The following is a 26,729-nucleotide window of genomic DNA, read 5'->3' on the forward strand; positions in this document are numbered from 1 at the left end:
ATGGCGAAATCAAAGACTGATTTCTTATCACGTATCAAAGGTATTTGGGTGCCCCTTTTGGTGGTTGCCATTTGGGAAACGATTGTTCGTATCGGTTGGGTGAATCCTCAGGTTTTACCCGCACCGTCGGCTGTGATCGTGAGATGGTATCAGTACTTGATGCCGATGGAAGCATATGACCCTGCATCTGGAATGTCCAAATTGTCTTGGATGTTTTCTGGTGAGCTTGTTCACGATTTGTGGGCAAGCTTTTATCGCGTGGTCTTAGGCTGTTTGATTGGTGGAGTGTTGGCTTTGCCAATAGGTCTGCTGATGGGCCAAAGCCGCAGAGTTTATGATTACTTAAATCCTTTGGTGCAAGTTCTACGTCCGATTCCACCGATTGCTTACATTCCGCTAGCGATCTTGTGGTTTGGTTTAGGAAATCCTCCAGCAGTTTTCTTGATTGCTTTAGGGGCGTTCTTTCCAATCCTGATGAATACAATCGTGGGTGTGCGTGCGGTGGATTCGATCTATATCCGTGCGGCGCTGAATTTGGGTGCGGGTTCTTTCTTGATGTTTAGAAAAGTTATCGTACCAGCTGCGATGCCTTACATCTTGAGCGGTATTCGTATCGGTATCGGAACTGGTTTCATTTGTATGATCGTTGCAGAAATGATCGCGGTGAACAGTGGTCTTGGTTACCGTATCTTGGAAGCGCGTGAATACTTCTGGTCAGATAAAATTATCGCGGGGATGTTCTCGATCGGTCTTCTGGGGCTAGCAATCGATACTGTTGTGGATAAATTGAATAACTACTTGCTACGTTGGCACCGAGGTCTTGAGTAATGGCAGCAGCAGAAACACAAATCAAAATTCAGGGCGTTGATAAGATATTCCAAGGTGGCGACGAGGGGAAAGACGTTATTGCTCTTCAAGGCATTAACTTGGAAATCCCGCGTGGTCAGTTCTTGTGTTTGCTAGGACCTTCAGGTTGCGGCAAAAGTACTTTGCTCAATGCGATTGCGGGATTCTCCCTTCCAACAAATGGCCAAGTGCTTGTTGAAAACAAAGAGATCTCTGAACCAGGCCCAGATCGCGGCATGGTTTTCCAGGAGTACGCTTTGTTTCCTTGGATGTCGGTTGAAGACAATATCACTTTCGGTCTGCGCATTAAGAATGCTCCCGAGGATCAAGTCCAAAAGACTTTGGAAAACTTGTTAGAAAAATTAAAATTAACTGAATTCCGTAAACGTTTCCCGAAGGACTTATCGGGCGGTATGCGCCAACGTGTGGCGATTGCTCGTGTGTTGGCTTTGGATCCACCGATCATGTTGATGGATGAACCGTTTGGTGCGTTGGATGCATTGACTCGCAGAAGTCTGCAAGACGAGTTGATCAAACTATGGCAAGAAACGAAAAAGACCGTGGTGTTTGTCACTCACAGTATGGAAGAAGCGATTTATCTCGCTGACCGTATCGTGGTGATGACGTACAGACCAGGCACGGTAAAGAAAGACTTGATCGTCGATCTGCCTCGCCCAAGAAACCCAGCCGCGAACGATTTCAATGCGCTTAAACGCGAAATCAGCGACATGGTCATGGCCGAACAAAACCGTTTCCAAAACGCCCAACTAAAAGGCTCCACCGGCGACTAAAAGGTGAAAAGAACAAAACCCACTGACGACAAATCAGTGGGTTTTTTATTTTCGTCCGGCCTTAAAAATGCAAAAGCGACTCTTGCTTTCGCAAGGTCGCTTTTTGGACGGGCCCACTTCCGATTTAAGTGAAGGAGGTCCGAATGAACAACGCCTATTGTTCTTATCGGCCGATTTTAAAGCTTATTAAGCAGATTCTCGTGGTTATTTTGGTTCTAATCAAAATAATCAAAGAACTACTGTAAACTTAATTTCTTACCTCTGGAGCGTTTCTGTTTGTCCCAAGTTAGTTAACTAGCCCAGGACCAAGGATGGGACTCAAAATCCCCAAGAAGAGGGTCTAACTAGGGCCTTGCGAAGGCACCTAGTTACCGCACTGGCAGTCTTTGTAGAGGCAGGAAAGAACTTTGCCGTGGTTGTTGAATTGGAATTGGTAGACTTTGTTGTCATGCATTTCCAAAGAAACTGCAGAGCCGTCTTTCAATTTCAAATCCATCTTTTTTTCGTTACGAGTGATTTTACCCAAGGCCAAAAGCTTTTCGATGGAATCATCGGCTTTCAAAGGAATTTCTTCCGGCAAACCTTCTGCATCCAACTTATAGAACTTAACTGTTTGCGCAGTTTTAGAATTCGTATTGTCGGCAGCAATCACATGAATGCGGCGTTGGGAGTTATCAGGCAAAGTCAGGTGATAATTTTCAACAGTGATGTCTTCAGAAGTGACGCCCAGGCTTTTACGAAGATACTCCATCAAAGCTTCCGGCGTCCCAATAGCTTGAGCTGCGATTTCAGGAGCACAAGCATTCAAGGAAGCATTGAAAGTGTCTTTGCCTGTATCAACCACAGGAACAGTTCCTGCCTCACCTTGAAGAGTGGTATCCGTGTGAGTCGCTGTCGCATACGCACCCGGAGTCGGTTGGTCGGAAGTCACAGCTCCGTACAAAGCGTCTTGCTTTAATGGGAAAAGAATATGTAGGAAGTAATGATCAGCGGCGATGCCAAGTACAAATAGTACGGCAGCCCAGATGATCCAATGTTTAAAAGTAATTTGCTTCATAGTTCCTTTAATCCTGTTTCAGATTCGGAACCCAAACATCCCATGATTGACAGCTTCTTGCACGCTGCGAAGGTCCACGGAGTTGGCCCCAGCGGTACTGAGCATCGTCCATAGGATTGTTCGAGATGAGTCCCGCGAACAGTCTGCGTTTGAACTCAGCCAAATCCATGTATTGGCCTGACAAGAACTCAGTCGTACAAACTGAAGTACCGTCAACGCCAGTGGGAGCCATTTTACGAGTCTCGTTTGCGATGGATTCCTCGATGTACGGGAAGATTTTGTTTAAACGCACACGCATATCAAGGCTTAACTCTGCCGCATTGTTTGCTTGAACAAGCTCTCGGTAAGCCTTGCGCAAAGTTACGTAGTCATCAAAGACACGTTGGTCACGGCTTGGTGTAGAGTAAGTATCGTAGTCAGCATACTTCATGCAACCACGAGTGGATTTCAACGCCGCCAAACCTTCATTCACTGAAGGCACGCGAGATTGCAAACCTTGGCAAGTGACTTTCATCAGGCGCGCCATCATTTGTTCATCTGTTTCACGACGAAGAGCCAAACGACCTTGCGCATACTTCACCCAACGGCGCAGTTGCACTTTGTATTGTTCTTCGCTGTAACCAGGAACTTTCCAAACGGGTTGATTCAAATACTCCACCGGTCTCCAATAACGGAAACCCGCATTGCCTGCGGGAGTGGCGTTGCCTTCGAAAACCCATTCAGGATTTGGCCATGATTGACGTTCTTGCAACATGGAGCCTGAAGTTCTGCCGATCACTGAATTATAAACCAAGTGAGGCACACCAATCGGTAGCATCTCTTTGATTGTCCAAGAGTGGTGATTCACTGTTGTCGTTAAAATCAAAGAGCCCGGGCGAACAGCACCTCGCGAAATAGCCGTTGGATAGGTGTCGTTCGGCAAAGACTTCGTGCTGACCATGTCGTAGATATACAGCAAGAAATTTTTGATACGTTGATCTTCACGTTGCTTATCAAAACGTTTCATTTGATTTGAAATCGTGCGACCTGAAGCGGTTGGATCTTGGATTACGAAGGGCAATTTATTTTCATATGCGAAAATCAGTCGCATCGAATAAACAGTGTCCGCGCAATCAGTGCGCAGTCCATAGTAAGGATTGCTTTGGCCGTTCGGAAGTTTTTTGCGAGCAAAGAAATCAACTTGCCAGTTGTTTTGAACCCAGTCAGAGAAACGATCTTCCCATGCTGGGGACCATGAGTTCACCTCTGTCCACACGGCTGCGTGGGCAAAATTAATTGAGAAGAAAACTACAAGAAGCAAAATCAAACGTTGCATGATGACTCCATTAATTACGCGAGTGAAACGGTATATTGCTGAATTTTAAGATTCAAATAAAATGCTCCGCGGCCAAGGTTTGCTTCGTGTCATAAAACTCGGGCGAGTGCGTATTGAAATTCAATTGGCGAGTCATAGAATAGGGGATAGCTACTTTGCTCTCTAAAGTAGCAATTCTGCCTCTTGTGAGTGCAGAAAATCTGGAGGAAGTATGAAAAGCTTGAAGTGGGTCCTAGGTCTTGTGTTCCTTGCGGGGACTGCAAATGCGGCCATTCGAGAAGTGCCTGTAAATAGCGGTCGCAGTTTGCGCGCGCAAGTCGACAGCTATGCCGAGCTCTTGCAAAAAGAGTTGTTGATGGCAAAGGGCAACAAGGAGCGCTTCAGAGCTATTCGCAGAGTGACTGACGAAATTAAAGTCGTCCGTGAAAATAATATGCCCCAGTCTGCTCAGGACGAGGCGTACATGGACCTTATGATGGCCGTTTTTGACAGCGTTCCTGCAGAGAAAAATTTCAAAAGAAGCGACTGTTCACGGTACGAAAACGATATCTTAAGCCAATACGAGCCCACGGCGGATATGGAGCCTTTAGAACCCGCGGTGAAGCCTGCGTGGAGTGCCTTAACAATACTCTGTAGATAATGCCTCTTGTGGTTTCCCTCGGGATCCTGTATTTCTCTGGCTCCTGCATATCAACTTATTACGAGGGGATTTAGAGTGAAAAAGTTTATCCTGATGATCGCAATGACAGTGTCTTCTTCAGCCTTTGCTGGAACTAGCACACCTGAATTCGTCGACACATTGGTGGACACAATCAATGCAAGATTGGTTGTTATCAATAAAGACCGCGCTCAAGAAGGTGATAAACTTTATTGCTCTCACTTGAATGAAAAACAAGTGAACTTGATTGCTTCATACTTCCGTAACAAAAAAGCCAATGCTTGGAAAACTTTGGGTTCTGTGAATGCAAAGTCTTTCATCGAGGGCGCTGGTTTCAACATTGCTTGCTATCCGAAACCATGCCCGAACTATGATGATTTGGTGAATGGTATTTGCAATGCAAAATCTTATAAAATGGACCGCGCTCTTTTGACATCGGCTCTAGAGCAAATCAAAGGCGGCAAAATCTACGTCAACACGACGATGGATGAAGTAGCTCGTTAGTAAATTCTGAAATTAGAAATGAAAAAGGGTTCCGCGAGGAACCCTTTTTTTATTGTGCGCCTGAACCTTGTTTTGAAGAAATTGGGGCCGCTGTGTTTTGAGTCGGCGCGGGGGATTCTTGCTCCACGCGATTTGCTAGGCAGTATCTGTCTCTGAAGGAAACTGCGACATCTTTCATATTAGACATCAGATCTTTTGCGCCCTCTGCAGAGGCTTCCAAATCCATGATGACGTCCTCTTGAGTGCCCGCACTGGTTTTGTATTTAAGTTTTGCAGTCAGCTGTCTTTTCGTGACGGGGCCTGAACCCGAGCTTGGCAGACTCGCTTTAAACTCTTTAAGTTTAACCATGATTTCATCAGCACTAAGGCCGTCTTTTTTTGCCTGCTCCATCATCGCATGCAGATCTTCTTGAGCTTGTTTGCGATCGACAGGTTCACCGTCAGTTGTGGTTTCGGCTGAATTGATCGTGTACTTTACGATGCATTTTTGTGGATAGTCACCTTCACGAACAACTTTGTTGATAGCTGCAAAAGTTTTCTTTTTTAATGTGGCCGTATCCAATATTTGAGGAGCCGTGTTTGTAGTTGCGGCCGTCGACGGCACTTCAGTTTTTGCTTTCATCGCCTTGGGACGAGTTTTCATTTTCGCCTGAGGTGCTGCATCCGGTTGGATTTCCTGGCCATTGCAGATGGCCGTGCCATTGTTCACCTGAATGTCGCCATCGCAAGTATACTTTTTGCCATTAACAATCACGGTATTGGCAGAAGACAGAGCACTTGCAACGCTCATTGAACTCGCTATCAGAAATACGGAAAGCTTCTTCATAAACATCCTTTTGGTAATGCTTTAAATATAGCAAATTTTGTTAGGAGCTTTAAATAGCCAAGGTGGGATCTGGACCTATCAGATGTTTACCAAGTGTTTCCATCGACGCTACAATTCAGGGATGAGTAAAGTTGCCGTATTTTTTCAGAGTGAAGCACCTCCAGTTGTTGATGGAATCAAAAAGCCCTTTAAGCCGGGTGGCTATAGCGATAGCGGAGCTGATATCGCTTTCGCTCTGAAAGAGAGCGGCGTTTTTGTGGCGACTCCCGTTACGTTCCCAGATCCTGCAAATGATATGGACTGGGTTTATCCTGATAGCGAGGCGGGATTTACTAAGGCCTATGAGGCAGGGGCTCGCATATTCTGGTTGAACACTGTTTTGTACGTAGGGCATCCCGTGGAGAGTCTTAAATATCCCGATGTAAAATTCGTGGGACAGCTACCTTCTGAAGTGCAAAAGATCGATGACAAGTTCCAAACAAATAAAATGCTTAAGGATCGCGGCCTGCCAGTGGCGCTATCGACGTTCGTAAAATTAGAAAACTGGGAGTCTTTGGATCTGACCGCTCCAATGGTCGTAAAACCGATCAGGGGGCGTGGCAGTCAGGGTGTGGAGATCGCAAAAGATAAAGTCCAATTGAAGGCCCTGATCGAGCGTTGGAGTGCTTCCAGCGAGTTCGGAGACGCCTTTATGGCAGAGGAGTTCCTGCCCGGTGAAGAAATCACCATCACGGTGATGCCAGCAGGCACGTATCGTATCCAAGGCGAAGAAGTAGTGAAAGACTCCGCTTGGGCCTTGCCACCAGTTCGTCGTTTTAATCACATCAATGACGTGGCTCCTTACAACGGAGTGGTCGCAGTGACTGCGAATAGCACGGTGTTGCAGGCGCAAGAGTTGGGAGACACTGCGGTTCAGGAGGCGATGCAAGCTTGCGAGCGTGCGGGAACTTTATTAGAGATCCACGCACCGATTCGTATCGATTGTCGTCAGAACTCAGAAGGTCGTTATTTGCTTTTTGATTTAAATATGAAACCGAATATGACGGGAGCGGGAAGACCGGGGAGAGACAATCAAGACAGTCTCTCTGGAATTGCAGCCCGCGGAATTGGTTGGGACTACAAAGACCTGCTGCAAGCGATGCTCGCGCAGGCCTGGAAGATGGTCATTAGTAGCCAAGGATATCTACGTAAGTAATCCCTTTAGCAACGCTCGAAGAAACTTTCGCGCGTTGACCTTTGATCACGATACGACCATCCAAAAACAATTGTTTGAATGTCGTGCGAGTGATGTTGAACAAGTTCAAATTTTCTTTTTGATTGCGAAGAGCATTCAGAAGAACCACGTCCAAACGCTTAGCAGAACGGTGAAGTTCCAGTGTCACGCGGAATGATTTTGGTGGTTGTGGTGGAACGTGATTTACGCCTTCATATGCATCCATGGATTCTCCGAACTTAAGTAAGCCGGGAAGATGCCACGGGAGGGACGCATTTGTCCATGCTCTTGAAAAAAGTGCCAGGTCCTATTTACGGCAGCAATGCTTCCGCAAATAGGACCTGGCACCGAATTTACTCACAGATAATGAGAGCTTTGAAGTCTTTGCCGGCGGGGATCGAAAGTGAAAGTGCATTTTCAGCTTCAGCCAAAGTGACCTCTCTGGTTTTTACTTCTGTTTTGATCGCCAAGTCCATTTGACCTTGGATATTTGGTTTTGCAGTGAATATGAAGCCACCGACTTTTCTGTTCGCTGTGTAACCTGAAAGCTCGCCGTCATCTGAACTTTGGCTAAGAGTTACGGCGCGGTCCATTTCATTTCCTGAGATACTGGCGATCCAGCCTCTGCATTGGAAGTTTTGTGCGTGAGCTGCAGAAGTGATAAGTGTAAGAGCCAAAGTAACGATAACTGATTTCATAAAAACTCCTTTAAAGATTGCTTGTGGTTGTCTTCAATGGAGGTGGTTTTACAATCAAATGACGCATTGTGTAAATTAGAAGGTTTCGAAGGATGTCTTCTGAAATATAGAAGAATAAAGCTCGTATAGGCGTTTAATTGAATCTGGTGATATATTGGCAGCGCTGACAGAGGTTTTCGACCAGTTTATTGTTCTTAAAGCCCTTTAAAATGTTCTGAGAACGCTCAGATTCCAGGATTTCTAGGACCGAGGCCTCTTTGACACTCCCTAGGGGGATCTTGCCTTCTTTATCTAAGCAGCAGGGAACGAGCGTTCCATCAGCCAGCACACCAAAGTGGCTGGAAAGACCATAGCATGTGCCTTTAGCTCCAAGGATCGGCAGATCCACTGAAGGCCATGTGAACTCAGTATCGAAGTGCAAATACAGGCGATCTTGAATGCGCACACTCTTGTTGCGGCGAACGTCGATGGCTTCATTGAAATTAAAACCGAACTCTGTGCACACGCGATCTAGCATCGAGCGATTGTGTGCACCTGTGCCCATCGGAGCATCTAAATTCCACAGGCGATAGTTGATATAAAGATCAGGTCTCTGTTCCATCGCACGGCGAGTGTATCTAAAGATCTTGCCCAAATAAATCGAAGGATCTTTATCACCGTAGTTGTCGTGAAAGCTGTGCAGGGAAAAGTTCACTTGGCGCAGGATCGGATTCAATAAAAGTTCCTCACGCATTTCAGTCATCAACACACCGTTAGTCACTAAGAACACCGGAACTTTGTGAGAAGCACAGATATCAATGAACTGAGGAAGCTTCGGATGCACCAACGGATCACCCATCAAATGCAAAGTCACTTGATCGGTCAGGGGAGCCACTTGTGACACCACGGACTCGAAAGTCTCTAAGGTCATCATCTTCTTTTCACGCTCCACAGGCGGACAAAAGCTACACTGCAAATTGCAGACGTTGCTGATCTCGATATTCACCTTGTGAAAGCGTTTAGAAGGTTTAATGGGTGGTTCCTTAGTGGTTGTAAACTAAGGCATTTCTTACAGCTGACTCTGGTTATTTACAACCAGAGTTTAATTGGAGTCATAGGAATCGAAAGTCCTTAACAGGGGAGATGACGCCCCAGCAGGATAGACGCGGTCTTTACCTAATTTCGATTCAGCCTGATCGATAGAGTCTAAGAGCTCTTTTTGACGGTTTTGCATGGCTTGAATCTGTTTATCCGTCAAATTATCGCCAACGACTTTGCGCCAATCATCGGCTGTGGTTTTGCGTAATTTTTCCACGACGGATTTTTGTGGGACAAAGGAATTAATCGCCAATTGTAATTCCGAGGCATCCTGTTTGAGGTCGCGCAGTTCAATTTTTAAAGTTTTAGAGCGAGGGTCCCCGCGCGAAAGCTTATCGGCAACCTCGGACTGTTTTTTCAAATTCTTTTCCAGCTGAGTAACGCGTTCATTAAATTTCCACAGCGGGACGGAGGCGTCTGCATTTTCAAAGGCAAGACCGTGATCGATTGCAACGATATTACCATCGGTTTTTTGCAGATAGTTTCTGCCATGACGATCTCCGTTGGCGATCAGGTAATCAAAAAGGCCAAGTTCGTTCGGATCACCAAGATAGTCAGCATCAGTGTTTTTATTCTTCAAATCTTTCACACGGTATTGAACAGTGCCTTCGACGCCATCCAAATCTTTTTTGACAGTGACCGGAACTGACTTAAGACCCAGGTAATTATCTATGGCATAGGCGGCCACTTCTGACTTAGCAGTATCTGGAGCCCACGTGTGATCTGCCGCTTTCCAGACGCCTTCGACACCATTATCGTATTTGACGAACTGGGCCCCGAAGGCGCCCGTGCCCACTTCTCTTTTGCCGATGATATTTCCTTCGATAAGTTGCTTTTCAACGGCCGTTGCATTTTTAGGTGCAGTGACCTTAACGGCGGCGGGATTCTTGGCGACGGCTTCCCATCCTGGTTCAAGAGTACCCAAAGTATTTTGGCGTCGTTCCGCTTCCAGAGTTTTCTTAATATTTTTAGAGAGCTCGGCCACCATGCTTTGTGGGACCGCTCCAATAGCTAGTAACGATGCGGATAAAAGGCAGTTGTCTTTTTCAACTTGCGCAGCACTCGGTGCGCTGACGCAGGCATTGGCTGATTTTAAATCAGAAAGTTTGTCGCTGAAGCACGCTTGATGAGCGACCGCCCCCATACTGGCAAAGTCTGTGGCAATCGCAGTAGCACGCAGAATACCCATGCCTTTAAGCGATACCATGCCCGTCGTGCGTGCAAGATTTGAAGTCTCAAAAGCGCGGGCCGTAAAAGCGCCCACTTTTCCTAAGATCGCAGCACTGCCGCCCATGATCAGTGAACTCACCATCACAGTATTATTTAAATTATCGGCACCCTCACCAAAGCGGGCGTTGGCATGACAGGCCACTTCGCTGAGTGACGGATTTGATTTTAGCACAGAGGCGCTGAGGGCGGGATCTGCTAACAACTCATTACGAGCGGCGCGATCTAAACCGGCGACGCCATTTTCTTTCAGATTTTGTGCAAGGTGCTTGCGGTTTTGCTCCAAGATCTGTTGAGTTGCCGTGTAGCCATTCATCAGTTCTTCTTGAAGTTGAGCTTCGGACTTTTCATTTGAAGAACTCGCGTAGTCGTCGATGACTTTTTTAAGACTTGGAGATCCTGATAGAGGAATGGAAGCTAAAATGGCCTGATAGGATTGTTTGTAGCCAATCCATTCTTTGCAGGCTTTATAGCTTGCACCCTTTTTAGTTCCTTTTGGATATTGAGCTTGCAGGGCTTCATCACTTTGCGGGCAGACCGGAGTCGCTAGGGCGGGATCACTGACGATTTTCTTACCCAAAGCTTGAGCTTTTTGTTTTGCAAAGCGAGCCAGGGTAAGTTTTGACTTAAGATCACTCGCTTTGAAATTGCTGGCGATGTCGGAAGATGCTGATTTTGCAAAATCCTGCGCGCATTGCAATTCTCGACCTTGTTGTTCTGCCAATAGAGCAAAGTACTTATCTTCACTATTCGCGGTAAGGCTTTGGCTGATCTTACTTAAATCTTCCGTGGATTTTTTTAGTGTTTGGCTGGAGGCCGTTGCGGGTTCACAGTTCGGATCGGCGGCAGAGGTTTGAACGGGCTCGCATTTTTTGCCAGTGAGTTTGTAGGCTTGCTCAGAAAGGGCTTCCAGCGGGCCAGCCTGAAGCGTGCCCGAGAATAGGAAAAACATGCTGAATAAAAATGAAAATGCAGCCCTCATCGCAGGGAACTTTTCGGAAAAAATACGATGAAGGACAAGGATATTTAATGTCTCATCTTGAGACTCGCCAAGGATGCGAGTCTTTATTGGTCTAAGGGCGGCGGGTATTTGTCGATCATTTCTTGCATTGTAGATCCGTAGCGCCCATTCGGAACTATCATTGTGGCTTTACGCCATTCAGGTGTCGCCAGAATAAATCTGCCTTGGCCAACACCAGGGGCGTAGCTCCAGGTTGTGTTAACGGCTTGGGCATTGGGCCAATAGTCAGCTCCGACGTTCACCAAGTATTTGGCGACAGCGCGATCATCGGAGAGGTTGGTGTTTTCTACGATCAAGCGCGTTTCCATCGATACAAAGACCGCGCGAATATCCTGCGGAACAATCGTCGATTGCGATCCATATCCGTGAGCGAACTGAGGATACTTTGCTTTGAAGGATAGGCCCCCCGAAGCCTCCACGCGTGTGCCGTTGTTGGCTGCAAACGTGAATGGATATTTCCAAGTATCCGTATAAGGAGAGACATCATTTTTTAAGAGGCTCCATGTACGTGTCGATTGTGACAGAACGAATATCTTCATGTTGCGATACTGTACACGTGTGTTTTTAGCGGCGTTGCCTTCCGCCTCAAAAACTTGCAACCAGGAGTTGAGCGTATAACACCATTCTGGTTTCGAGTGCTCAAACCAACTTGGAATATCTGTGCCTGCAGGCGATTGCATAATGATGACTGGATATTTTTGCCATTCGTATTGGATATCGGGAATTTTAGCTTCATGAGATTTTGCCGACTGACTGGCCACTATGGCCGATATCGTTTGATTGGGCGTCGGGGACACAGTGGGAGTTACCGTCGGGGTCACAGTGGGTGTGACAGTCGGAGTAACTGTTGGTGAAACCGTGGGTGTCACTGTAGGAGTAACAGTGGGAGTAACTGTCGGAGTTGCTGTAGGACTTACTGTGGGCACAACAGTGGGGCTTGGCGAAGCACTCGGTGCGGGCGACGGAGTTGGTGTCGGCGTCGGCGTCGAGTCTACTTCTGAGCCTTGGGTTGTGGAGCCAGCGACTGGTTCCTGCGCACTGAATTTACTGCAAGCAGAGATAGAGAAACTTAGAAGAGCAATAAAGAGTAGTGAGCTTTTTGTGTTGTTCATAGAGTTAGTTTATTCGGAAGACTCACTGGATACTTAAATTTCTGAAGTTTTCCGTAAATGAAACAACCTTACTGTTCCGAGTATCCCAGGCTAAAAAGAACGTCTTAGGAAACGACTGATAGTTCGTCACCGTTTGAATAAAAAAAGCCCCCGGTTTTGCCGAGGGCTTTTGCTGAATATAGTACTTCTGATGTAATTACATCTGACGAGCGCGTTTTTCAACCGCAAGGGCTGCTTCACGCACAACTTCAGACAAAGTTGGATGGGCGTGGAATGATCTTGCAAGATCTTCGCTGCTGCCACCGAATTCCATACAAACGATCACTTCATGGATAAGCTCAGAAACGCCAGGACCCACCATGTGAGCACCCAAAAGCTTGTCTGTTTTCTTATCAGCGATGATTTTCACGAAACCTTCAGTGAAGCCTTTCGCGCGAGCACGGCCGTTTGCTAGGAACGGGAATTTACCCACGTTGATTTCGATGCCTTTTTCTTTAGCTTGCTCTTCAGTGATACCAACAGTTGCAACTTCTGGGTGAGTGTAGATCACGCCCGGAACTGTGTTGTAGTTCACGTGACCAGCGCCGCCAGCAAGCATTTCTGCTACGGCTACGCCTTCTTCTTCCGCTTTATGCGCAAGCATTGGACCTGCGATAACGTCACCGATCGCATAGATACCAGGAACCGAAGTTTGGTAATGGTTATCTACGATCACGCGACCTTGAGGATCTTTTTGGATGCCTGTTTCTTCAAGACCCAAACCAGTTGTAAATGGTTTGCGACCTGTCGCTACTAGAACAACTTCAGCTTTTGCAGTTGTCGCTTTACCATCCGTCAAAGATTCGTAAGTCACTTCAACGCCGTCACCGACAACATTTGAACCAGTTACTTTCGTAGAAAGAAGGAACTTCATGCCTTCTTTTTCTAGGTTACGTTTAAGAACGTTCATGCAGTCTTGATCAGTAGGGCCACCCAAACGGTTTGTGTACTCGATCACTGTTACTTCAGCGCCTAGACGTTGCCATACAGAACCAAGCTCCAGACCGATCACGCCACCCCCAACAACGATCATCGTTTTTGGAACTTGTGGAAGGATCAAAGCACCTGTGTTTGATACGATTCTTTTTTCGTCGTATTTCAAGAAAGGAAGTTCAACTGGTACTGAACCAGAAGCGATTAGAATAGATTTTGTCGCCAATACTTGCGTGTTGCCGTCTTCGCCTTTTACTTCCACTTTGCCTGCACCCAAGATTTTACCAAAACCATTGATGCCAGTGATTTTGTTTTTCTTGAATAGGAAAGTGATACCTTCTGTGTTTTGTTTTACGACTTTGTCTTTACGAGCGATCATCGTGCCCAAGTCCAATTCAACTTTAGGAACTTTGATACCGTGAGCAGCGAAATCGTGTTGAGCGGCTACGTAATGTTCAGAACTCTCAAGAAGTGCTTTTGAAGGAATGCAACCTACGTTCAAGCAAGTGCCGCCGTAAGTTTTGTCTTTTTCAATAACCGCAACTTTAAGTCCCAATTGAGCTGCGCGAATGGCGCCAACATAACCACCGGGACCCGAACCAATAACAATAAGATCAAATTGATTGTCTGCCATAAGAATTCCTTTGATGAGCACTACAGATCTGAGTTTTTAATGACTCTATTTTTATACGCTATTTTAGCATTCGCGGTCACTAAAGAAGGTGGGTTTTAGGCGGGGCTTTGGGCTTAATTTGCGGCTACGGAGACTCGCGACACATTCTGAGCCGCGAGACATCCTCAATATATTCAAGGCTTTATGACGTGGGTCATAAAAGGGGAGCTGGCTACTTCTTACGAACTAGGACGTCCACCGAGTAGTGGTTGTAGTTAAAGAAGAACAAAACAGTGGTGTAAAGCAAGATGTAGATCATTTGCAGGCCTACGATCTCCCAGTTTTGAATCAAGCAGCTTCCGGCCATCAACACGATCATCAAGCCCAACCCCGTAAGCATGGTTGGAAGCATGAAAACACCAAAAATTAGGAGTAGTCCTACGGTCGCTTCAACGGGTGGGATTGCATAGGCAAAAGCCACAACAGACCAAGTTGGCAGGGGAGCATCTTTGAAAGTGTCAGTGATCCAAGTGATGAATTTAGAGTAATTTGCACCAAAGCGAACCACGCCGTGCAGGAATATGTTAATCCCCAAAGCGATACGCAAAATTGAGACGGCCAAATCTTGATGGTTGTTTTGCTTCATGAAGGTCTCCGTGTCAGATGTTCTTGATGACGTCAGGATAGACCTTTTTAGCTGAACTGATAAGCGATAGTTTTAAATAAAAAATCCCGCAGTCGTTGCGGGATTTTTTGTTCACGCTGTTAGTTTCTTTGAGCGCTTAGTAAGAAGACATCAAACCTTGGTAGTTCGTATAACTTTGCACTGGCTTGAAATCGAACTGACCTTTTTTAGTCACATCACTCGCGATATAAGCGATGGAACCTGGATCTTGCGGATTCACCTTAGCTAGGTGATAGCCCACATATTTAGGAGATGTGATCGACATTGTATAGCTGTCGACGATTTCCCAAGTCACATTCACTTCAAAATCCATGATCTCTTTGATCTTGTCAGTATTGATGGCGATCAAACCACCTTTTTCATTCTTGAATTGGAAGTACATTTTATCTACGCGCAAAGCTTGGCGGATAAAGCTGCCCCCATTCATTAGATAACTGCGGCAAGCCTCAGGCATTCCACTGTAAGCCCACATAGCGAAAGCGATTTCATCCAGGTATTCAATGGATGCGCCATCGATATGTACCTCTAGAGTTTTTAGGTGTTTGTAGCTCGTTTTAAGTTTGAATAGCGGAGTACCGTTACCCGCGATGATGTTGGCATCCATACCAGCACTGATCGACATCTTTTTAGAGATCTCTGGCAGTTGAGTCGCAGTCGATTGGTGAAGCATCGTATCCCCACCATTATATGTTGCTGGGAAGCACGTCTTAGCTGGAGAAATGATTCTAAGTTGATCAGGTGAGCCTGCTAGCAGTGCCCCCACTCCCACGTCAGCCAGTGGCTGTTGGAAAGGGATGTAACCCTGATCCGAAATAAAGTTCTCGTACGTAGTTTTCGGGCTACAAGCCACAAGACTTCCGAAAACCAACCCCACTACTAAGATGCGTGAATCTAAAAACATATGATCCTCCCTGGACAGGAAAGTTATCGGCCGAAGGTCTGGCGACTTAAGTCTGGGTGAATCTGTCTAAAGATTTTACGTCGGCAAAATCGACCTAGAGGAATTTGTTGATTTGGTGGGGATGTGTAAATGAAGCCGACAAAAGTGGCAGTTGGCCACCAAAGTAATCAGCGCATCCAAGCAAGATTCGTATAAAATCCCGCGAAAGTTAACTCTGCGTTTCTAATTATTCTAACGGTGCCTTCCAAAGATTCGAATGCAGAGCAAAGACTCCGGCTGAAACTGAATAACTTGTTTTCAAAAAGGGAATAAAAAAAGCCCCGCAAGTTTTAGCCTGCGGGGCTTTGTGTTTTTAGATTTCTAGAAGAAGTCTTTCAGGATCTTCAACAAGCTCTTTGATCTTCACTAGGAAGGAAACAGCTTCTTTACCATCGATGATTCTGTGGTCGTAAGTCAAAGCCACGTACATCATTGGACGGATTTCAACTTTACCGTTTACTGCCATCGGGCGATCTTGGATTTTATGCAAACCCATGATTGCTGATTGAGGGAAGTTTACGATTGGAGTTGAAAGCAATGAACCGAACACGCCACCGTTTGTGATGGAGAATGTACCGCCACCCAAATCCGCTGGAGAGATTTTGCCATCGCGACCTTTAGCCGCCAAATCACGAATCGCAAGCTCAATACCTGCCAAAGACAATGTGTCTGCGTCTTTAACGTTTGGAACCATCAAGCCTTTTTCAGTCGATACCGCGATACCGATGTTGTAGTAGTTGTGGTATTCGATGTCAGTGCCAACGATCCATGCATTCACTGCAGGGAAAGCTTTCAATGCTTCAACAGAGGCTTTAACAAAGAATCCGTTGAAACCTAGGTTGATGCCGAATTTCTCTTTGAATTTATCTTTGTACTTACCACGAAGCTCCATCACTTTCGTCATGTCGATTTCGTTGAAAGTAGTCAAAAGAGCCGCTGTGTTTTGCGCTTCTTTCAATTTTTCAGAGATACGTTTACGGATCGTTGTCATCGGAACGATTTTTTTATCGCCTTGTTTCGAAGGACCCGTTGCTACTGGAACAACTGTTGGAGCTGCTGCCTTCGCAGGAGCTGCAGAAGGTGCCGCTGCTGCTGGAGCTGCTTTACCTGCTGTGCCCGGAGTGGCTGCCAAAACATCACCTTTCGTCAAACGGCCATCTTTACCAGTTCCCGCTACTTGTGAAGGATCGATTTGGTTTTCAGTCACAATTCTTTGCACCGCTGGTGAAAGATTTGGATTTGAACCTGCTGCTGCCGGAGCTGATGCAGATTGCATCTGTGCCGGAGAAGCAGAAGTTTGCGCTGCTGGTTGTGCTGGCGGAGGAGGTGGAACTGCACCTGCTGCTGCAGCTGGAGCCGGAGCACCTGCGCCTGCTTTAGCGTCTGTATCCAAAGTAGCTACTGTTGCACCAATCAATACTGTTGCGCCAGCTTCGCTCCCAGGAAGGATCGTCAATACGCCGTCGTTTTCCGCGACAACTTCAACGCTCGCTTTATCAGTTTCAAGAAGCATCAAAACTTCATTGCGTTTTACGAAGTCGCCGGATTTCTTTGTCCAGCTACCAATCGTCGCCTCGGTGATAGATTCGCCCACTGCGGGAACTTTAATCTCTTGTTTCATGCTGCTTATCCTTTAGCTAAAGATGCTTTTAATAATATCTGCTTGTTCCACTTTGTGTCTGTGGATTGAACCCACCGCTGGAGAAGCCTTTTCAGGACGACCCGCGTACTCAAAGCGAAGTTGCAATCCAGCTTTTTGAACCACTTCAATAAATTTGAAGTAAACATGTTGGAATGCGCCCATGTTTTTCGGTTCTTCCTGAGCCCAGATAAGTGTCTTAGCTTTAGGGTAGCCCTTAAGCACTTCAGCCACTTGACGAGCCGGGAATGGGTAAATTTGCTCAAGACGAACCAGAGCAACGTTATCTTTTTTAGATTTTTCTCTTTCTTCCAAAAGTTCATAGTAGAACTTACCAGAAACGAAAACCACTGTATCCACATTGGATTTATCAGCAGTGTCAGCGAGTACTGGCTGGAATGTGCCGTTAGCAAGTTCTTCGATAGAAGAAACTGCTTTCGGATGTCTTAGCAAAGACTTCGGAGTCATCACCACAAGTGGTTTTCTGAAATCGCGAACCATTTGGCGGCGAAGAGCGTGGTAAATTTGTGCCGGAGTCGTCAAGTTCACCACTTGCATGTTGTACATTGCACAGCTTTGCAAGAAACGCTCAAGACGGGCAGAGCTATGCTCTGGGCCTTGGCCTTCATAACCGTGAGGAAGCAACAACACCAAGCCAGACATTTGTTGCCATTTGGATTCAGCCGCCGCGATGTATTGGTCAATTACGATTTGCGCGCCATTGACGAAGTCACCGAACTGAGCTTCCCACATAACCAAAGTGTTTGGATCATGGATCGTGTAGCCGTATTCGTAACCCATCACGCCGTACTCAGACAGGATAGACTCTGCCGCCAAAAGTTTTGCTTTTGGATTCGTCTCCGCTAGAGGGAAGAATGCTTTATTAGTTTTAACATCGTACATACCCGCATGACGGTGAGTGAAAGTACCGCGAACGCAGTCTTCACCCGTCAAACGAACATTTTTACCTTCAGAAAGCAAAGAGCCGTAAGCGAGTAATTCGCCCATACCCCAGTCTACTGGAGTTTTGCCGGAAGCCATGTCTTTGCGGCTTTCCAAAAGTTTGATCAATTTTGGATGCGGAGTAAAGTCAGCAGGGTAAGAGGCTGCTTTTTCACCGATCTGTTTTAGTTTTGCCAAATCAAAAGCTGTATTCACTGGTTTATCAGCATCGGCTTCGACACCTTTGCGTAGACCTGTCCAGTGACCCTCGAACTTAAAGTTTTTAAGTTTCGGTGGAGCCTTTTTAACATCTTCAAAAATCTTTTGCAGACGATCCATCGCTGTTTGGTACAAATCATCAGCTGTTTTTTGATCAACGCTATTTTCCGCAGCCAATTTTTTAGAGTATGCATCGCGAACAGTTGGTTGCGTTTTAATGATATCGTACATCAATGGCTGAGTGAATGCAGGTTCGTCACCCTCATTGTGACCGTATTTACGGTAACAGATAAGATTCACAACCACGTCTTTACCGAATTGTTGACGGTAGCGAACGGCGATATCCATCGCGCGAACACAAGATTCAACATCGTCACCATTACAGTGTAGAACTGGCGTGAAAGTCATTTTAGCAGCATCAGAGGCATAGCGAGTGGAGCGAGCATCTTTCGAGCCTGTTGTGAAACCAACTTGGTTGTCGATGATGATATGGATCGTTCCACCTGTTGTATGAGAATGAACTGCTGCCAATTGCATTGTTTCTTGGATGATACCTTGACCCGCGAAGGCCGCATCACCGTGGATCAAAACGCCGACTACAGATTTTCTGTCGCCACCAACAAGATCCTGTGCTGCACGAGTTTGGCCCAAAGCCACTGCATTGACAGTTTCAAGGTGAGAAGGGTTGTAAGCCAAAGAAACTTTAACAGTCGAACCGTTTGCAGCTTTCTTTTCCGCTTTATAACCCAAGTGGTATTTTACGTCGCCGTCGAAGTCTTCAACTGGTTTTTCAAGTTCCAATGGACCGTTGAAATCACCGAAAACGTATTCTTCAGGTTTACCGAAGAAGTTCACTAGCATGTTCACGCGACCACGGTGAGCCATACCCAAGTAAAGCTCCTTGATTCCAGCTTGGGAACCGCGCTCAACGATCGTATCCATCATCGGAAGAACAGAGTCTGCACCTTCCACAGAGAAACGTTTCGTACCTACGTAGCGAGTGTGAACGAATTTTTCCAAAGTTTCTGCTTTAGTCAAAGACGCTAGAACGTTTTTCTTTTCATCGTTAGAAAGTTTGAAAGATGGAGTTTCAAATTCTTGAATCAACCATTTGTATTCAGCAGCGGTTGCATCAGATGCTTGCAAAGCGATCTTACCGCAGTAAGTTTTTTGAAGAACTGCGATGATCTCTGCCAATGTGCCATTTTGTTTTCCAATCAAGGCACCGATTTGGAATTTTGCATTCAAGTCTTTGTCACTCAAACCAAAAGTTTTAAGATTCAAAGCTTCGTTAGCTGTAGGTTTGTAAAGAGGGTTCAGATCCGCCTCAAGATGTCCTTGAGCGCGGTAAGCTTGAATCAACTGAAATACAGAAAGCTCTTTGTCAGACATTCCGAATTTGCCAGATTGTGCAAACTCAACGCCTTCGAAAAAACTTCTCCACTCTGGAACGAGCGTTTCAGGTTTTGTCTTGAAGTCACCATACAGTGCTTCAACGTATTCAAGATTCGAGCTGTTGATACCATTGTTGTTCACGAGTTCCTCACTTTAAGCGTGCACTTGTTTTTTTCAAAATCTCGCGCGTTTGTAACGTGTTAATGCGTAGCAAAAATCGAGACTTTTCATATTCAAGGATGCACGGTCATGATAGCTCTGATTTTATTGAAAATGAAGGAGTTTAAGCGTGTATAAGTTAGTGCTAATTCGACACGGCGAAAGTGTTTGGAATCAAGAGAACCGCTTCACAGGTTGGCAAGACGTAGATCTTTCTGAGAAAGGTCGTGCCGAAGCTGCAAAAGGAGGCAAAGCTCTTAATGACAAAGGCTTCAAATTCGATGTCGCTTACACAAGCGTGCTAAAAAGAGCTATCAAAACCCTCAATTTCGTTTTGGACGAGATCGATCAAGTGTGGCTTCCTGTCCACAAAGACTGGCGCTTGAACGAACGCCACTATGGCGCTCTTCAAGGTCTTAACAAAGCTGAAACTGCGGCCCGTCATGGCGAAGAGCAAGTTAAGATCTGGCGTCGTTCGTATGATGTTATGCCACCTGCAATGGAAAACAATGATCCACGTCATCCTTCGCACGATCCGCGCTACAAAAATGTGCCCGCAAGCCTTTTGCCTAGCACTGAATCCCTAAAAGAGACGGTGGCTCGCTTTCTGCCGCTTTGGAACGAAACTATCGCTCCAAAAATTAAATCGGGCCAAAAAGTATTGATCGTCGCCCACGGGAACAGCCTGCGTGCATTGATGCAACACTTGGAAAACATGACTCCGGACCAAATTATGGGTGTGAATATGCCAACAGGTATTCCACTAGTGTATGAACTCGATAAAGATCTTAAAGTGATCGGCAAAGAGTTCGTTGGTGATCCTGAAGAGGTTAAAGCAGCGATGGAAGCTGTGGCGAACCAAGGTAAAGCTAAGTAGTTCGACCCGCTTTCAACCGTTAGGCATTAAAAAAAGTTAAATGAGTTTTCAGAGGGAGATTTCAAAAATCTCCCTCTTTTTTCATCCCCACCTTGACACTTTTCAAAGCGCTTACATATTGAGTGTGAGAAGTGATCCGGAAACTTCCAAATTTAATAAAAATACTCTCTGCATAGAGCAGGGAAATACGATTTATTTTAGGAGGATTTTATGTCAATGCGTTCATTATCACCATGGTCTACACGTCGCCCATCAAACGACATCTTTAACCAATTCGAAGAGTTTTTTAATCAGTTCGAGCGCGGAGCTACTCCAGCGGCTCGCGAAATGGTGGATTTCACTCCATCAGTAGATATCGCGGAAACTGAAGCTGCTTATATAGTCGCTACTGATTTGCCTGGCTTCAAAAAAGAAGACATCAAAATTGAAATGGCGGACAACGTTCTGACTATTTCGGGCGAGCGAATTAAAGAGGCTGGCGATAAGAAGTACTCTGAGCGGTCTTGGGGTAAATTCCAAAGAACCTTCAGTCTGCCTGTTCATGTGGCGGCGGATAAGATCGAGGCTTCTTATAAAGACGGAGTGCTTGAAGTGACTCTGCCTAAAGCGGAAAACGCTAAGAGTCGCTCGATAAAAGTGCAATAAAATTTATGACTCGCGGGCCTTCGGGCTCGCGGCGCGCCTAGCTAATTTTTGGGGTGGGTAAGGCAGGTCTGCTTAGCTCGGACAGTCCTCGCTCTTTCTTGTTCTTCCTCCAACCCCGATTCTCGATTCGATTTTATTTTCTTCCTTCGTTCTTTACTACAGAGGCCTGCGGAACTCGCACGCATACCTGCCTTACCCACCCCAAAAATTAGCTAGGCACACCACGATCCCGAAGAAGTGATTCTTCGGGTTTTTTGTGTTTTTCGAGCGGTGCTTAGTGACATTCTTTGTGGGTTTAAGTTTGAAGCGCGATGTTTTTAGTTCGCTGATGTTCTGCTCCACGGTAGAAGTACTGGATATTGAAGTGGAGTGAGTGGATGGAGACGGCGCAAAGAACAGAAAAAGAGAAGATGTTGGCTGGTGAGCTTTATATGGCGGACGCGGCTCTTCAGGCGGAGCAGGTTTTGGTTCAGCAGTTGGTTTTGGAGTATAATCAGTCGAATCCTGCTGATGGTGGTGCTCGTACGACGCTTTTGCAGAAGATCATTGGTGATTTGGGCGAGAGAGTTACTATTCGTCCTCCGTTTCATGTCGATTACGGTTCGAATATTAAAATTGGGGCTCGGACTTTTGTGAATTTCAATGCGGTCTTTTTGGACTGCAATAAAATTACTATTGGTGAGGACTGTCAGATTGCTCCGGGGGTTCAGTTTTATACGGCTACTCATCCGTTGGATGCGGAGACTCGTAAAAGTGGGCTTGAATCGGCGTTGCCGATTACTATTGGCAATAATGTTTGGTTGGGTGGAAACGCAATCATCTGTCCTGGTGTAACAATTGGTGACAATACCGTTGTCGGAGCTGGTGCTGTCGTCACAAAGAGCCTCCCGGCCAATGTTTTGGCGGTGGGGAATCCCGCGCGAGTTATCAAAGAACTCAAATAAACATAGGGCTTACCTGTCATAGCCTTGGCGAAGGCGGGTTGTCTCGGTTGGGGTTTTATGGTCTACTTGGGCCATGATTTTAATTCGCGATATTTCGACATTGTTGTCATTGGCAGGGGCGGCCGCAAAAGACGGTCGTCGTGTGACGGAAGCTGATTTGGGGATTTCTCAAAAGCAGGCGATTCTTATCGATAAAGGTGTCATCCAATGGATCGGTGCCTCTGGTAAAGTTCCAAAACAATTTGCGAAGGCTAAAATCAAAGAAGTCAGTGCCAAAGGTCTGACAGTGTTGCCTGGGTTTGTGGAGTGCCACACTCATCTTATCTATGCGGGCAATCGTGCCGCTGAATTTGAAATGCGCAATCAAGGAGTTTCTTATCAAGAAATCGCTGCTAAAGGTGGCGGTATTTTGTCGACGATGAAGAACACTCGTCAATCTTCTGTCGCAGAATTGGTGCGTACGGGACAACAGCGTATGGATCACTTTGTTTCTCAAGGTGTCACTACTGTTGAAATTAAATCGGGTTATGCACTTAATTTGAAAGACGAGCTTAAGGTTTTGCAAAGTGTGCAGAAACTTTCAGGAGCTCGTACCGTAGCGACTTTCTTGGGGGCCCATGCCTTGCCTCCGGAATACAAAACTTATGAAAGTTATCTTGAGTACTTGGGCAATGAAGTCTTGCCTCAGGTTAAGAGAAAAAAACTTGCGACTCGTGTTGATGTATTTATCGAAAAGGGCTTTTTCCCTCTGGAAGCGTCGGAAAGATATCTGCGCAAAGCTCAAGAGTTGGGCTTTGAAGTTTTGATTCATGCCGATCAAATGACTTTGTCTGGCGGAGCAGATCTTGCCGTGAAACTGGGTGCTTTATCCGGTGATCACTTGCTGCAAATCAGTGAAAAAGAAATCAAAAATCTTGCGAACTCCAATGTCACTTGTGTGATGTTGCCAGCAGCGGATCTTTATACAAAAACGAATTATCCAAAAGCCAAAGAGTTGATCGAGGCTGGGGCTCGCGTTGCTTTGGCAACGGACTTCAACCCGGGCACTTCTCCAACACAGGATTTGAATTTGGTGGGGTTGTTGGCTCGTTTAGAAATGAAGATGACTCTGCCACAAGTCATATCTGCTTACACAGTGGGTGCGGCTCACGCTTTGAATCTTCATAAAGAAGTCGGATCTTTGGAAGTTGGCAAATCTGCTGATATTTTGTGCATTGATCAGAGCTGGGATTGCCTTTTCTACTCTGTAGGAGAGCGTCCTTCGAAGATGGTTTTCTCTCGAGGGAAGAAGATTTTCGACAGCCTAAAATAACTGTCTGCGTTACGAAATTTAAGAATCTTACATAAATTATAAATATTTGTTTGAACTCCCAGCGCTTTTCTTTCTAGTCTTGTGGTGTGTCTGGGGGGGCGCAACAAGATGAGATCTTCTTATACTACTTTAATGCAGTCGAAGTTTTTTAATCCTGCGTTCAACAGCGCTATCTTTGATGGTCCGGTCAGAATCTACTTTGCTCAGTTTCATGAAGCACTAGCTTTGAAAATCTATTTCATGATTCAACAACAGCTTTCAGCTGAAACGGCAAAAGCCAAAGAAGCTGCGAAAGCTTCCGGCGCAAACATCCTGGTGATGGTTTACCCAACTTCCGACAGTTTTGAACTTTCATTCGAAAACGCTAAATCCGAGAATCCTCTAGAAGTTGAAAAATGGGGCGAGGATGTGGTCATCGGACTTCGTGGACCGATCGAAGATGAGAATTTGGATCTATTAGTCGATACATTGCGTATGACTATGAACAACTGGCAACCGGCTAGTCTTGTTCGCCCTAGCTCTCTTCAAGAATTGTGATATCATTTAATTCATGAATAAACGTGGTCAGATCGTGGTGGAGTATGTGCTCCTCCTCGTCATCGCAACAGGTGTGGCGGCTTTACTGGTCAGCCAACTCGTCAGCAGAAATCCTGATGAGCCCGGTGCTTTGACTTCCAAATGGCACTTGATCCTTACGGCAGTCGGTTCCGACGTGCCAGATTCCAATAAGAAATAAAAACTGAATACTACAAGAATGGGTTGCCGCGTTTGTTGATTTCTTCTTCGACGGCGGCTTGCATTTTTTCTTGGATGTCTTGGGCGATTTCGTGAACTAGTTCTGCATCTTCCAAGGCACTTGGTTTGTATGGCAAGTGGATGGGCTCTAGGAACTTGATTCTCCATTTCGCTGGGAGTGGGAGGATGTTCAGTGGGAGTGGGATCACTGAGCCTTTAAGGAATTTGGTGAATTTTAGTTTCTTTAAATTGATATGAGTTTCTTCGGCGCCCAAGATCACTACGGGTACGATGGGGGATTGAGTTTCTAAGGCCATGCGTACGAAGCCGCGTTTGAATTCTTGCAGTTGGTAGCGTTTGGTTGTGGGTTTAAAGTTTCCGGCTTCGCCTTCGGGGAAAAGTACGATGGCGTTTCCTTTTTTAAGTGCGTTTACGCCGTTTTCGTAAGTGGCTTCGGTGAAACCCATTTTTTGAGCGGGGATTGCTGTTGTTTCTGTCAGAAACCAAAAGTGGTGAGTCAGAACTCTTGGAACGCGTTTTCCTTCTTGTTGAACGATATGTCCCAACAAGAAAGCGTCAAAGCCACTATATCCAGAATGATTGGGAGCAATAACACAGGCTCCGCGACGAGGAATGTTCTCGGCCCCGATGATTTCCATGCGGAAGTATTTTCTTAGGATTTCCAACAGAAAACGGGGAAGCACTCGAAAGATCAATGTGTCCTTGTCGAGGTTCTTCAATCCGAAGATTTTTTCGTTGGGTTTCTGCAGGAAATTCATCATGATATTTCTATAGCATCCATCGAAGGTCAGGGGTTGAGTATGTCTTCTACTTTTATCATGGCGATTGATCAAGGAACAACCAGCTCAAGGGTTTGTATTATCAATCAAGCCGGAGGTCTTGTCGCAGAGGCCCGTGAAACGTTCAAACAGATTTTCCCAGAACCAGGGTGGGTGGAGCACGATCCTGAGGACATTTGGTTCACTACTCAACGTTCCATGCGTCTGGCGATTGAAAAAGCCAAAATCAAAGCTTCACAGATCAAAGCGATCGGTATTACCAATCAACGTGAAACAGTCATGGTGTGGGATAAAAAATCCGGTAAATCGATTTACAACGCCATCGTATGGCAGTGTCGTCGTACGCAAAAACAATGTGAAAAGCTTAAAAAAGCCAAAAAAGAAAAAATCATCACTGCGAAAACCGGATTGGTTTTAGATCCATATTTTTCCGCGACAAAAATTCAATGGATTCTATCCAACGTCAAAGGTGCAAAAGAGCGTGCTCGTAACGGCGAACTTTTGGCCGGCACCGTAGATACATTTTTACTATCTCGTCTGACACAAGGTGAATCTCATAAAACCGACGTAACGAATGCATCGCGTACGATGCTGATGAATATTCATACGGGTTGGTGGGACGAGGAATTGACGAAATTGTTCGGAGTTCCACAGTCCATGCTGCCAGAGATCTGTCCATCGAATGCAGAGTTTGGAACAACTCGTGGTTTGGGATTTATGCCAGATGGAATTCCTGTTTGTGGAATTTTGGGGGACCAACAGTCCGCTTTGTTCGGCCAAGCTTGCTATGATATCGGGGATTCAAAATGTACATTTGGTACGGGCAGTTTCTTGCTTTTGAATACGGGCAAAAAAGCCATCAAATCTAAAAATCGTCTGTTAACAACGATTGCTTGGAAATTGAAAGATTCAGAGATGACTTATGCACTAGAGGGCGGAGCCTTCGTGTGTGGAGCCGCAGTACAATGGTTGCGCGACGGTTTGGGATTGTTTGAACAGTCTTCAGAAATCGAAGCCCTCGCTAAAACTGTAGCAGATACAGAAGGTGTTGAGTTTGTTCCAGCCCTCACTGGCTTGGGTGCTCCTCACTGGAAGCCAGATGCTCGCGGTGTGATCTGTGGTCTTACTCGCGGAGTAACTAAGGCACACATTGCGCGTGCAACATTGGAAGCCATGGCTTTGCAAAACGTGGATATCTTGGTCACGATGGAAAAAGACTTAGGCAAAAAGCTTAAAGCCGTTCGCGTGGATGGTGGGGCTGCTGCCAATGATCTTTTGATGCAAATGCAGGCCGATTACACAGGTGTGAACGTTATTCGTCCTAAGAATCTTGAAACCACAGCATTGGGTGCTGCCTTTATGGCAGGTCTAGGGTGTGGTTTTTGGCGTGATATGAACGAAATCAAAAAGATTTGGGCGACGGACAAAGAATTCAAAGTTAAAATGTCCCTAAAGGAACGCAAAGCTCGCATGGTGCGTTGGCAAGAGGCTTTGGACAGAGTTTAGA

26 protein-coding genes are annotated in these 26,729 nt (G+C 45.9%); 12 read left to right on the plus strand and 14 right to left on the minus strand.

Going from position 1 to position 26,729, the window contains the following annotated elements; all coding sequences use genetic code 11:
* The gene (locus ACLVWP_RS05210; RefSeq protein WP_413560483.1) at positions 1-828 is read left to right on the plus strand and encodes an ABC transporter permease; all 828 of its coding nucleotides are present in this window, start codon (positions 1-3) and stop codon (positions 826-828) included.
* A complete protein-coding gene (locus tag ACLVWP_RS05215) occupies positions 828-1,637 on the plus strand; it encodes an ABC transporter ATP-binding protein (RefSeq protein WP_413560484.1) in 810 nt (269 codons plus the stop codon). Before ACLVWP_RS05210 ends, ACLVWP_RS05215 begins: the two co-directional genes overlap by 1 nt.
* Positions 1,638-2,001: 364 nt before the next feature.
* On the opposite strand, the gene ACLVWP_RS05220 is transcribed toward ACLVWP_RS05215, so the two are convergent.
* Positions 2,002-2,694, minus strand: coding sequence for a hypothetical protein (locus ACLVWP_RS05220; protein WP_413560485.1), 693 nt, complete (start codon positions 2,692-2,694; stop codon positions 2,002-2,004).
* Positions 2,695-2,701: 7 nt separating this feature from the next.
* Positions 2,702-4,009, minus strand: a complete 1,308-nt coding sequence (locus ACLVWP_RS05225) for a hypothetical protein (RefSeq protein ID WP_413560486.1) — start codon at positions 4,007-4,009, stop codon at positions 2,702-2,704.
* A gap of 211 nt (positions 4,010-4,220) precedes the next feature.
* Between ACLVWP_RS05225 and ACLVWP_RS05230 the strand changes: the two genes are divergently transcribed.
* The gene (locus ACLVWP_RS05230; protein ID WP_413560487.1) at positions 4,221-4,649 is read left to right on the plus strand and encodes a hypothetical protein; all 429 of its coding nucleotides are present in this window, start codon (positions 4,221-4,223) and stop codon (positions 4,647-4,649) included.
* Between the two features lie 75 nt (positions 4,650-4,724).
* Positions 4,725-5,171: a hypothetical protein gene (locus ACLVWP_RS05235; RefSeq protein ID WP_413560488.1), complete on the plus strand. Its 447-nt coding sequence runs from the start codon at positions 4,725-4,727 to the stop codon at positions 5,169-5,171.
* Positions 5,172-5,220: 49 nt separating this feature from the next.
* On the opposite strand, the gene ACLVWP_RS05240 is transcribed toward ACLVWP_RS05235, so the two are convergent.
* Positions 5,221-5,997: a hypothetical protein gene (locus tag ACLVWP_RS05240; protein WP_413560489.1), complete on the minus strand. Its 777-nt coding sequence runs from the start codon at positions 5,995-5,997 to the stop codon at positions 5,221-5,223.
* Between the two features lie 121 nt (positions 5,998-6,118).
* On the opposite strand from ACLVWP_RS05240, the gene ACLVWP_RS05245 reads away from it, so the two are divergent.
* Positions 6,119-7,192, plus strand: a complete 1,074-nt coding sequence (locus ACLVWP_RS05245) for an ATP-grasp domain-containing protein (RefSeq protein WP_413560490.1) — start codon at positions 6,119-6,121, stop codon at positions 7,190-7,192.
* Here ACLVWP_RS05245 and ACLVWP_RS05250 read toward each other — a convergent pair.
* The 10 genes from ACLVWP_RS05250 to ACLVWP_RS05295 all read right to left on the minus strand — a co-directional run bounded on the left by ACLVWP_RS05250 (position 7,164) and on the right by ACLVWP_RS05295 (position 19,891).
* Positions 7,164-7,436 carry a hypothetical protein gene (locus ACLVWP_RS05250; protein WP_413560491.1) on the minus strand — a complete coding sequence of 91 codons (273 nt, stop codon included), beginning with the start codon at positions 7,434-7,436 and terminating at the stop codon, positions 7,164-7,166. The two genes, ACLVWP_RS05245 and ACLVWP_RS05250, sit on opposite strands and share 29 nt — an antisense overlap.
* 127 nt (positions 7,437-7,563) lie before the next feature.
* A complete protein-coding gene (locus ACLVWP_RS05255; RefSeq protein ID WP_413560492.1) occupies positions 7,564-7,908 on the minus strand; it encodes a hypothetical protein in 345 nt (114 codons plus the stop codon).
* 133 nt (positions 7,909-8,041) lie between these two features.
* The gene (locus tag ACLVWP_RS05260) at positions 8,042-8,893 is read right to left on the minus strand and encodes a radical SAM/SPASM domain-containing protein (RefSeq protein WP_413560493.1); all 852 of its coding nucleotides are present in this window, start codon (positions 8,891-8,893) and stop codon (positions 8,042-8,044) included.
* 96 nt (positions 8,894-8,989) lie between these two features.
* Positions 8,990-11,164, minus strand: coding sequence for a hypothetical protein (locus tag ACLVWP_RS05265; protein WP_413560494.1), 2,175 nt, complete (start codon positions 11,162-11,164; stop codon positions 8,990-8,992).
* A gap of 113 nt (positions 11,165-11,277) precedes the next feature.
* Complete coding sequence (locus ACLVWP_RS05270; protein ID WP_413560495.1) at positions 11,278-12,345, minus strand: hypothetical protein; 1,068 nt, start codon at positions 12,343-12,345, stop codon at positions 11,278-11,280.
* A 196-nt stretch (positions 12,346-12,541) separates the two neighbouring features.
* A complete protein-coding gene (gene lpdA, locus ACLVWP_RS05275) occupies positions 12,542-13,951 on the minus strand; it encodes a dihydrolipoyl dehydrogenase (RefSeq protein WP_413560496.1) in 1,410 nt (469 codons plus the stop codon).
* Between the two features lie 211 nt (positions 13,952-14,162).
* Positions 14,163-14,576, minus strand: coding sequence for a DoxX family membrane protein (locus tag ACLVWP_RS05280; RefSeq protein WP_413560497.1), 414 nt, complete (start codon positions 14,574-14,576; stop codon positions 14,163-14,165).
* Positions 14,577-14,712: 136 nt separating this feature from the next.
* Positions 14,713-15,516: a hypothetical protein gene (locus ACLVWP_RS05285; protein ID WP_413560498.1), complete on the minus strand. Its 804-nt coding sequence runs from the start codon at positions 15,514-15,516 to the stop codon at positions 14,713-14,715.
* 352 nt (positions 15,517-15,868) lie between these two features.
* Entirely contained in the window at positions 15,869-17,176 is a 1,308-nt protein-coding gene (odhB, locus tag ACLVWP_RS05290) for a 2-oxoglutarate dehydrogenase complex dihydrolipoyllysine-residue succinyltransferase (RefSeq protein WP_413560499.1), read from the minus strand.
* Between the two features lie 12 nt (positions 17,177-17,188).
* Entirely contained in the window at positions 17,189-19,891 is a 2,703-nt protein-coding gene (locus tag ACLVWP_RS05295; protein ID WP_413560500.1) for a 2-oxoglutarate dehydrogenase E1 component, read from the minus strand.
* Positions 19,892-20,039: 148 nt separating this feature from the next.
* Here ACLVWP_RS05295 and gpmA point away from each other — a divergent pair, with 148 nt between their 5' ends.
* The 6 genes from gpmA to ACLVWP_RS05325 all read left to right on the plus strand — a co-directional run bounded on the left by gpmA (position 20,040) and on the right by ACLVWP_RS05325 (position 24,423).
* Complete coding sequence (gene gpmA, locus ACLVWP_RS05300; RefSeq protein ID WP_413560501.1) at positions 20,040-20,786, plus strand: 2,3-diphosphoglycerate-dependent phosphoglycerate mutase; 747 nt, start codon at positions 20,040-20,042, stop codon at positions 20,784-20,786.
* Positions 20,787-20,996: 210 nt separating this feature from the next.
* The gene (locus tag ACLVWP_RS05305; protein ID WP_413560502.1) at positions 20,997-21,431 is read left to right on the plus strand and encodes an Hsp20/alpha crystallin family protein; all 435 of its coding nucleotides are present in this window, start codon (positions 20,997-20,999) and stop codon (positions 21,429-21,431) included.
* A 377-nt stretch (positions 21,432-21,808) separates the two neighbouring features.
* Positions 21,809-22,375, plus strand: coding sequence for a sugar O-acetyltransferase (locus ACLVWP_RS05310; RefSeq protein ID WP_413561567.1), 567 nt, complete (start codon positions 21,809-21,811; stop codon positions 22,373-22,375).
* A 73-nt stretch (positions 22,376-22,448) separates the two neighbouring features.
* Positions 22,449-23,687, plus strand: a complete 1,239-nt coding sequence (hutI, locus tag ACLVWP_RS05315) for an imidazolonepropionase (RefSeq protein WP_413560503.1) — start codon at positions 22,449-22,451, stop codon at positions 23,685-23,687.
* A gap of 132 nt (positions 23,688-23,819) precedes the next feature.
* Positions 23,820-24,224, plus strand: coding sequence for a hypothetical protein (locus ACLVWP_RS05320; protein WP_413560504.1), 405 nt, complete (start codon positions 23,820-23,822; stop codon positions 24,222-24,224).
* Positions 24,225-24,237: 13 nt separating this feature from the next.
* Complete coding sequence (locus ACLVWP_RS05325) at positions 24,238-24,423, plus strand: hypothetical protein (RefSeq protein WP_413560505.1); 186 nt, start codon at positions 24,238-24,240, stop codon at positions 24,421-24,423.
* A 10-nt stretch (positions 24,424-24,433) separates the two neighbouring features.
* Here ACLVWP_RS05325 and ACLVWP_RS05330 read toward each other — a convergent pair whose 3' ends face one another.
* Entirely contained in the window at positions 24,434-25,204 is a 771-nt protein-coding gene (locus ACLVWP_RS05330; protein WP_413560506.1) for a lysophospholipid acyltransferase family protein, read from the minus strand.
* 39 nt (positions 25,205-25,243) lie between these two features.
* Here ACLVWP_RS05330 and glpK point away from each other — a divergent pair, with 39 nt between their 5' ends.
* The gene (gene glpK / locus ACLVWP_RS05335) at positions 25,244-26,728 is read left to right on the plus strand and encodes a glycerol kinase GlpK (protein ID WP_413560507.1); all 1,485 of its coding nucleotides are present in this window, start codon (positions 25,244-25,246) and stop codon (positions 26,726-26,728) included.
* Position 26,729: the final 1 nt, after the last annotated feature.

The organism is Bdellovibrio sp. HCB209 (genome assembly GCF_047306065.1).
Classification (GTDB): Bacteria; Bdellovibrionota; Bdellovibrionia; order Bdellovibrionales; family Bdellovibrionaceae; genus Bdellovibrio.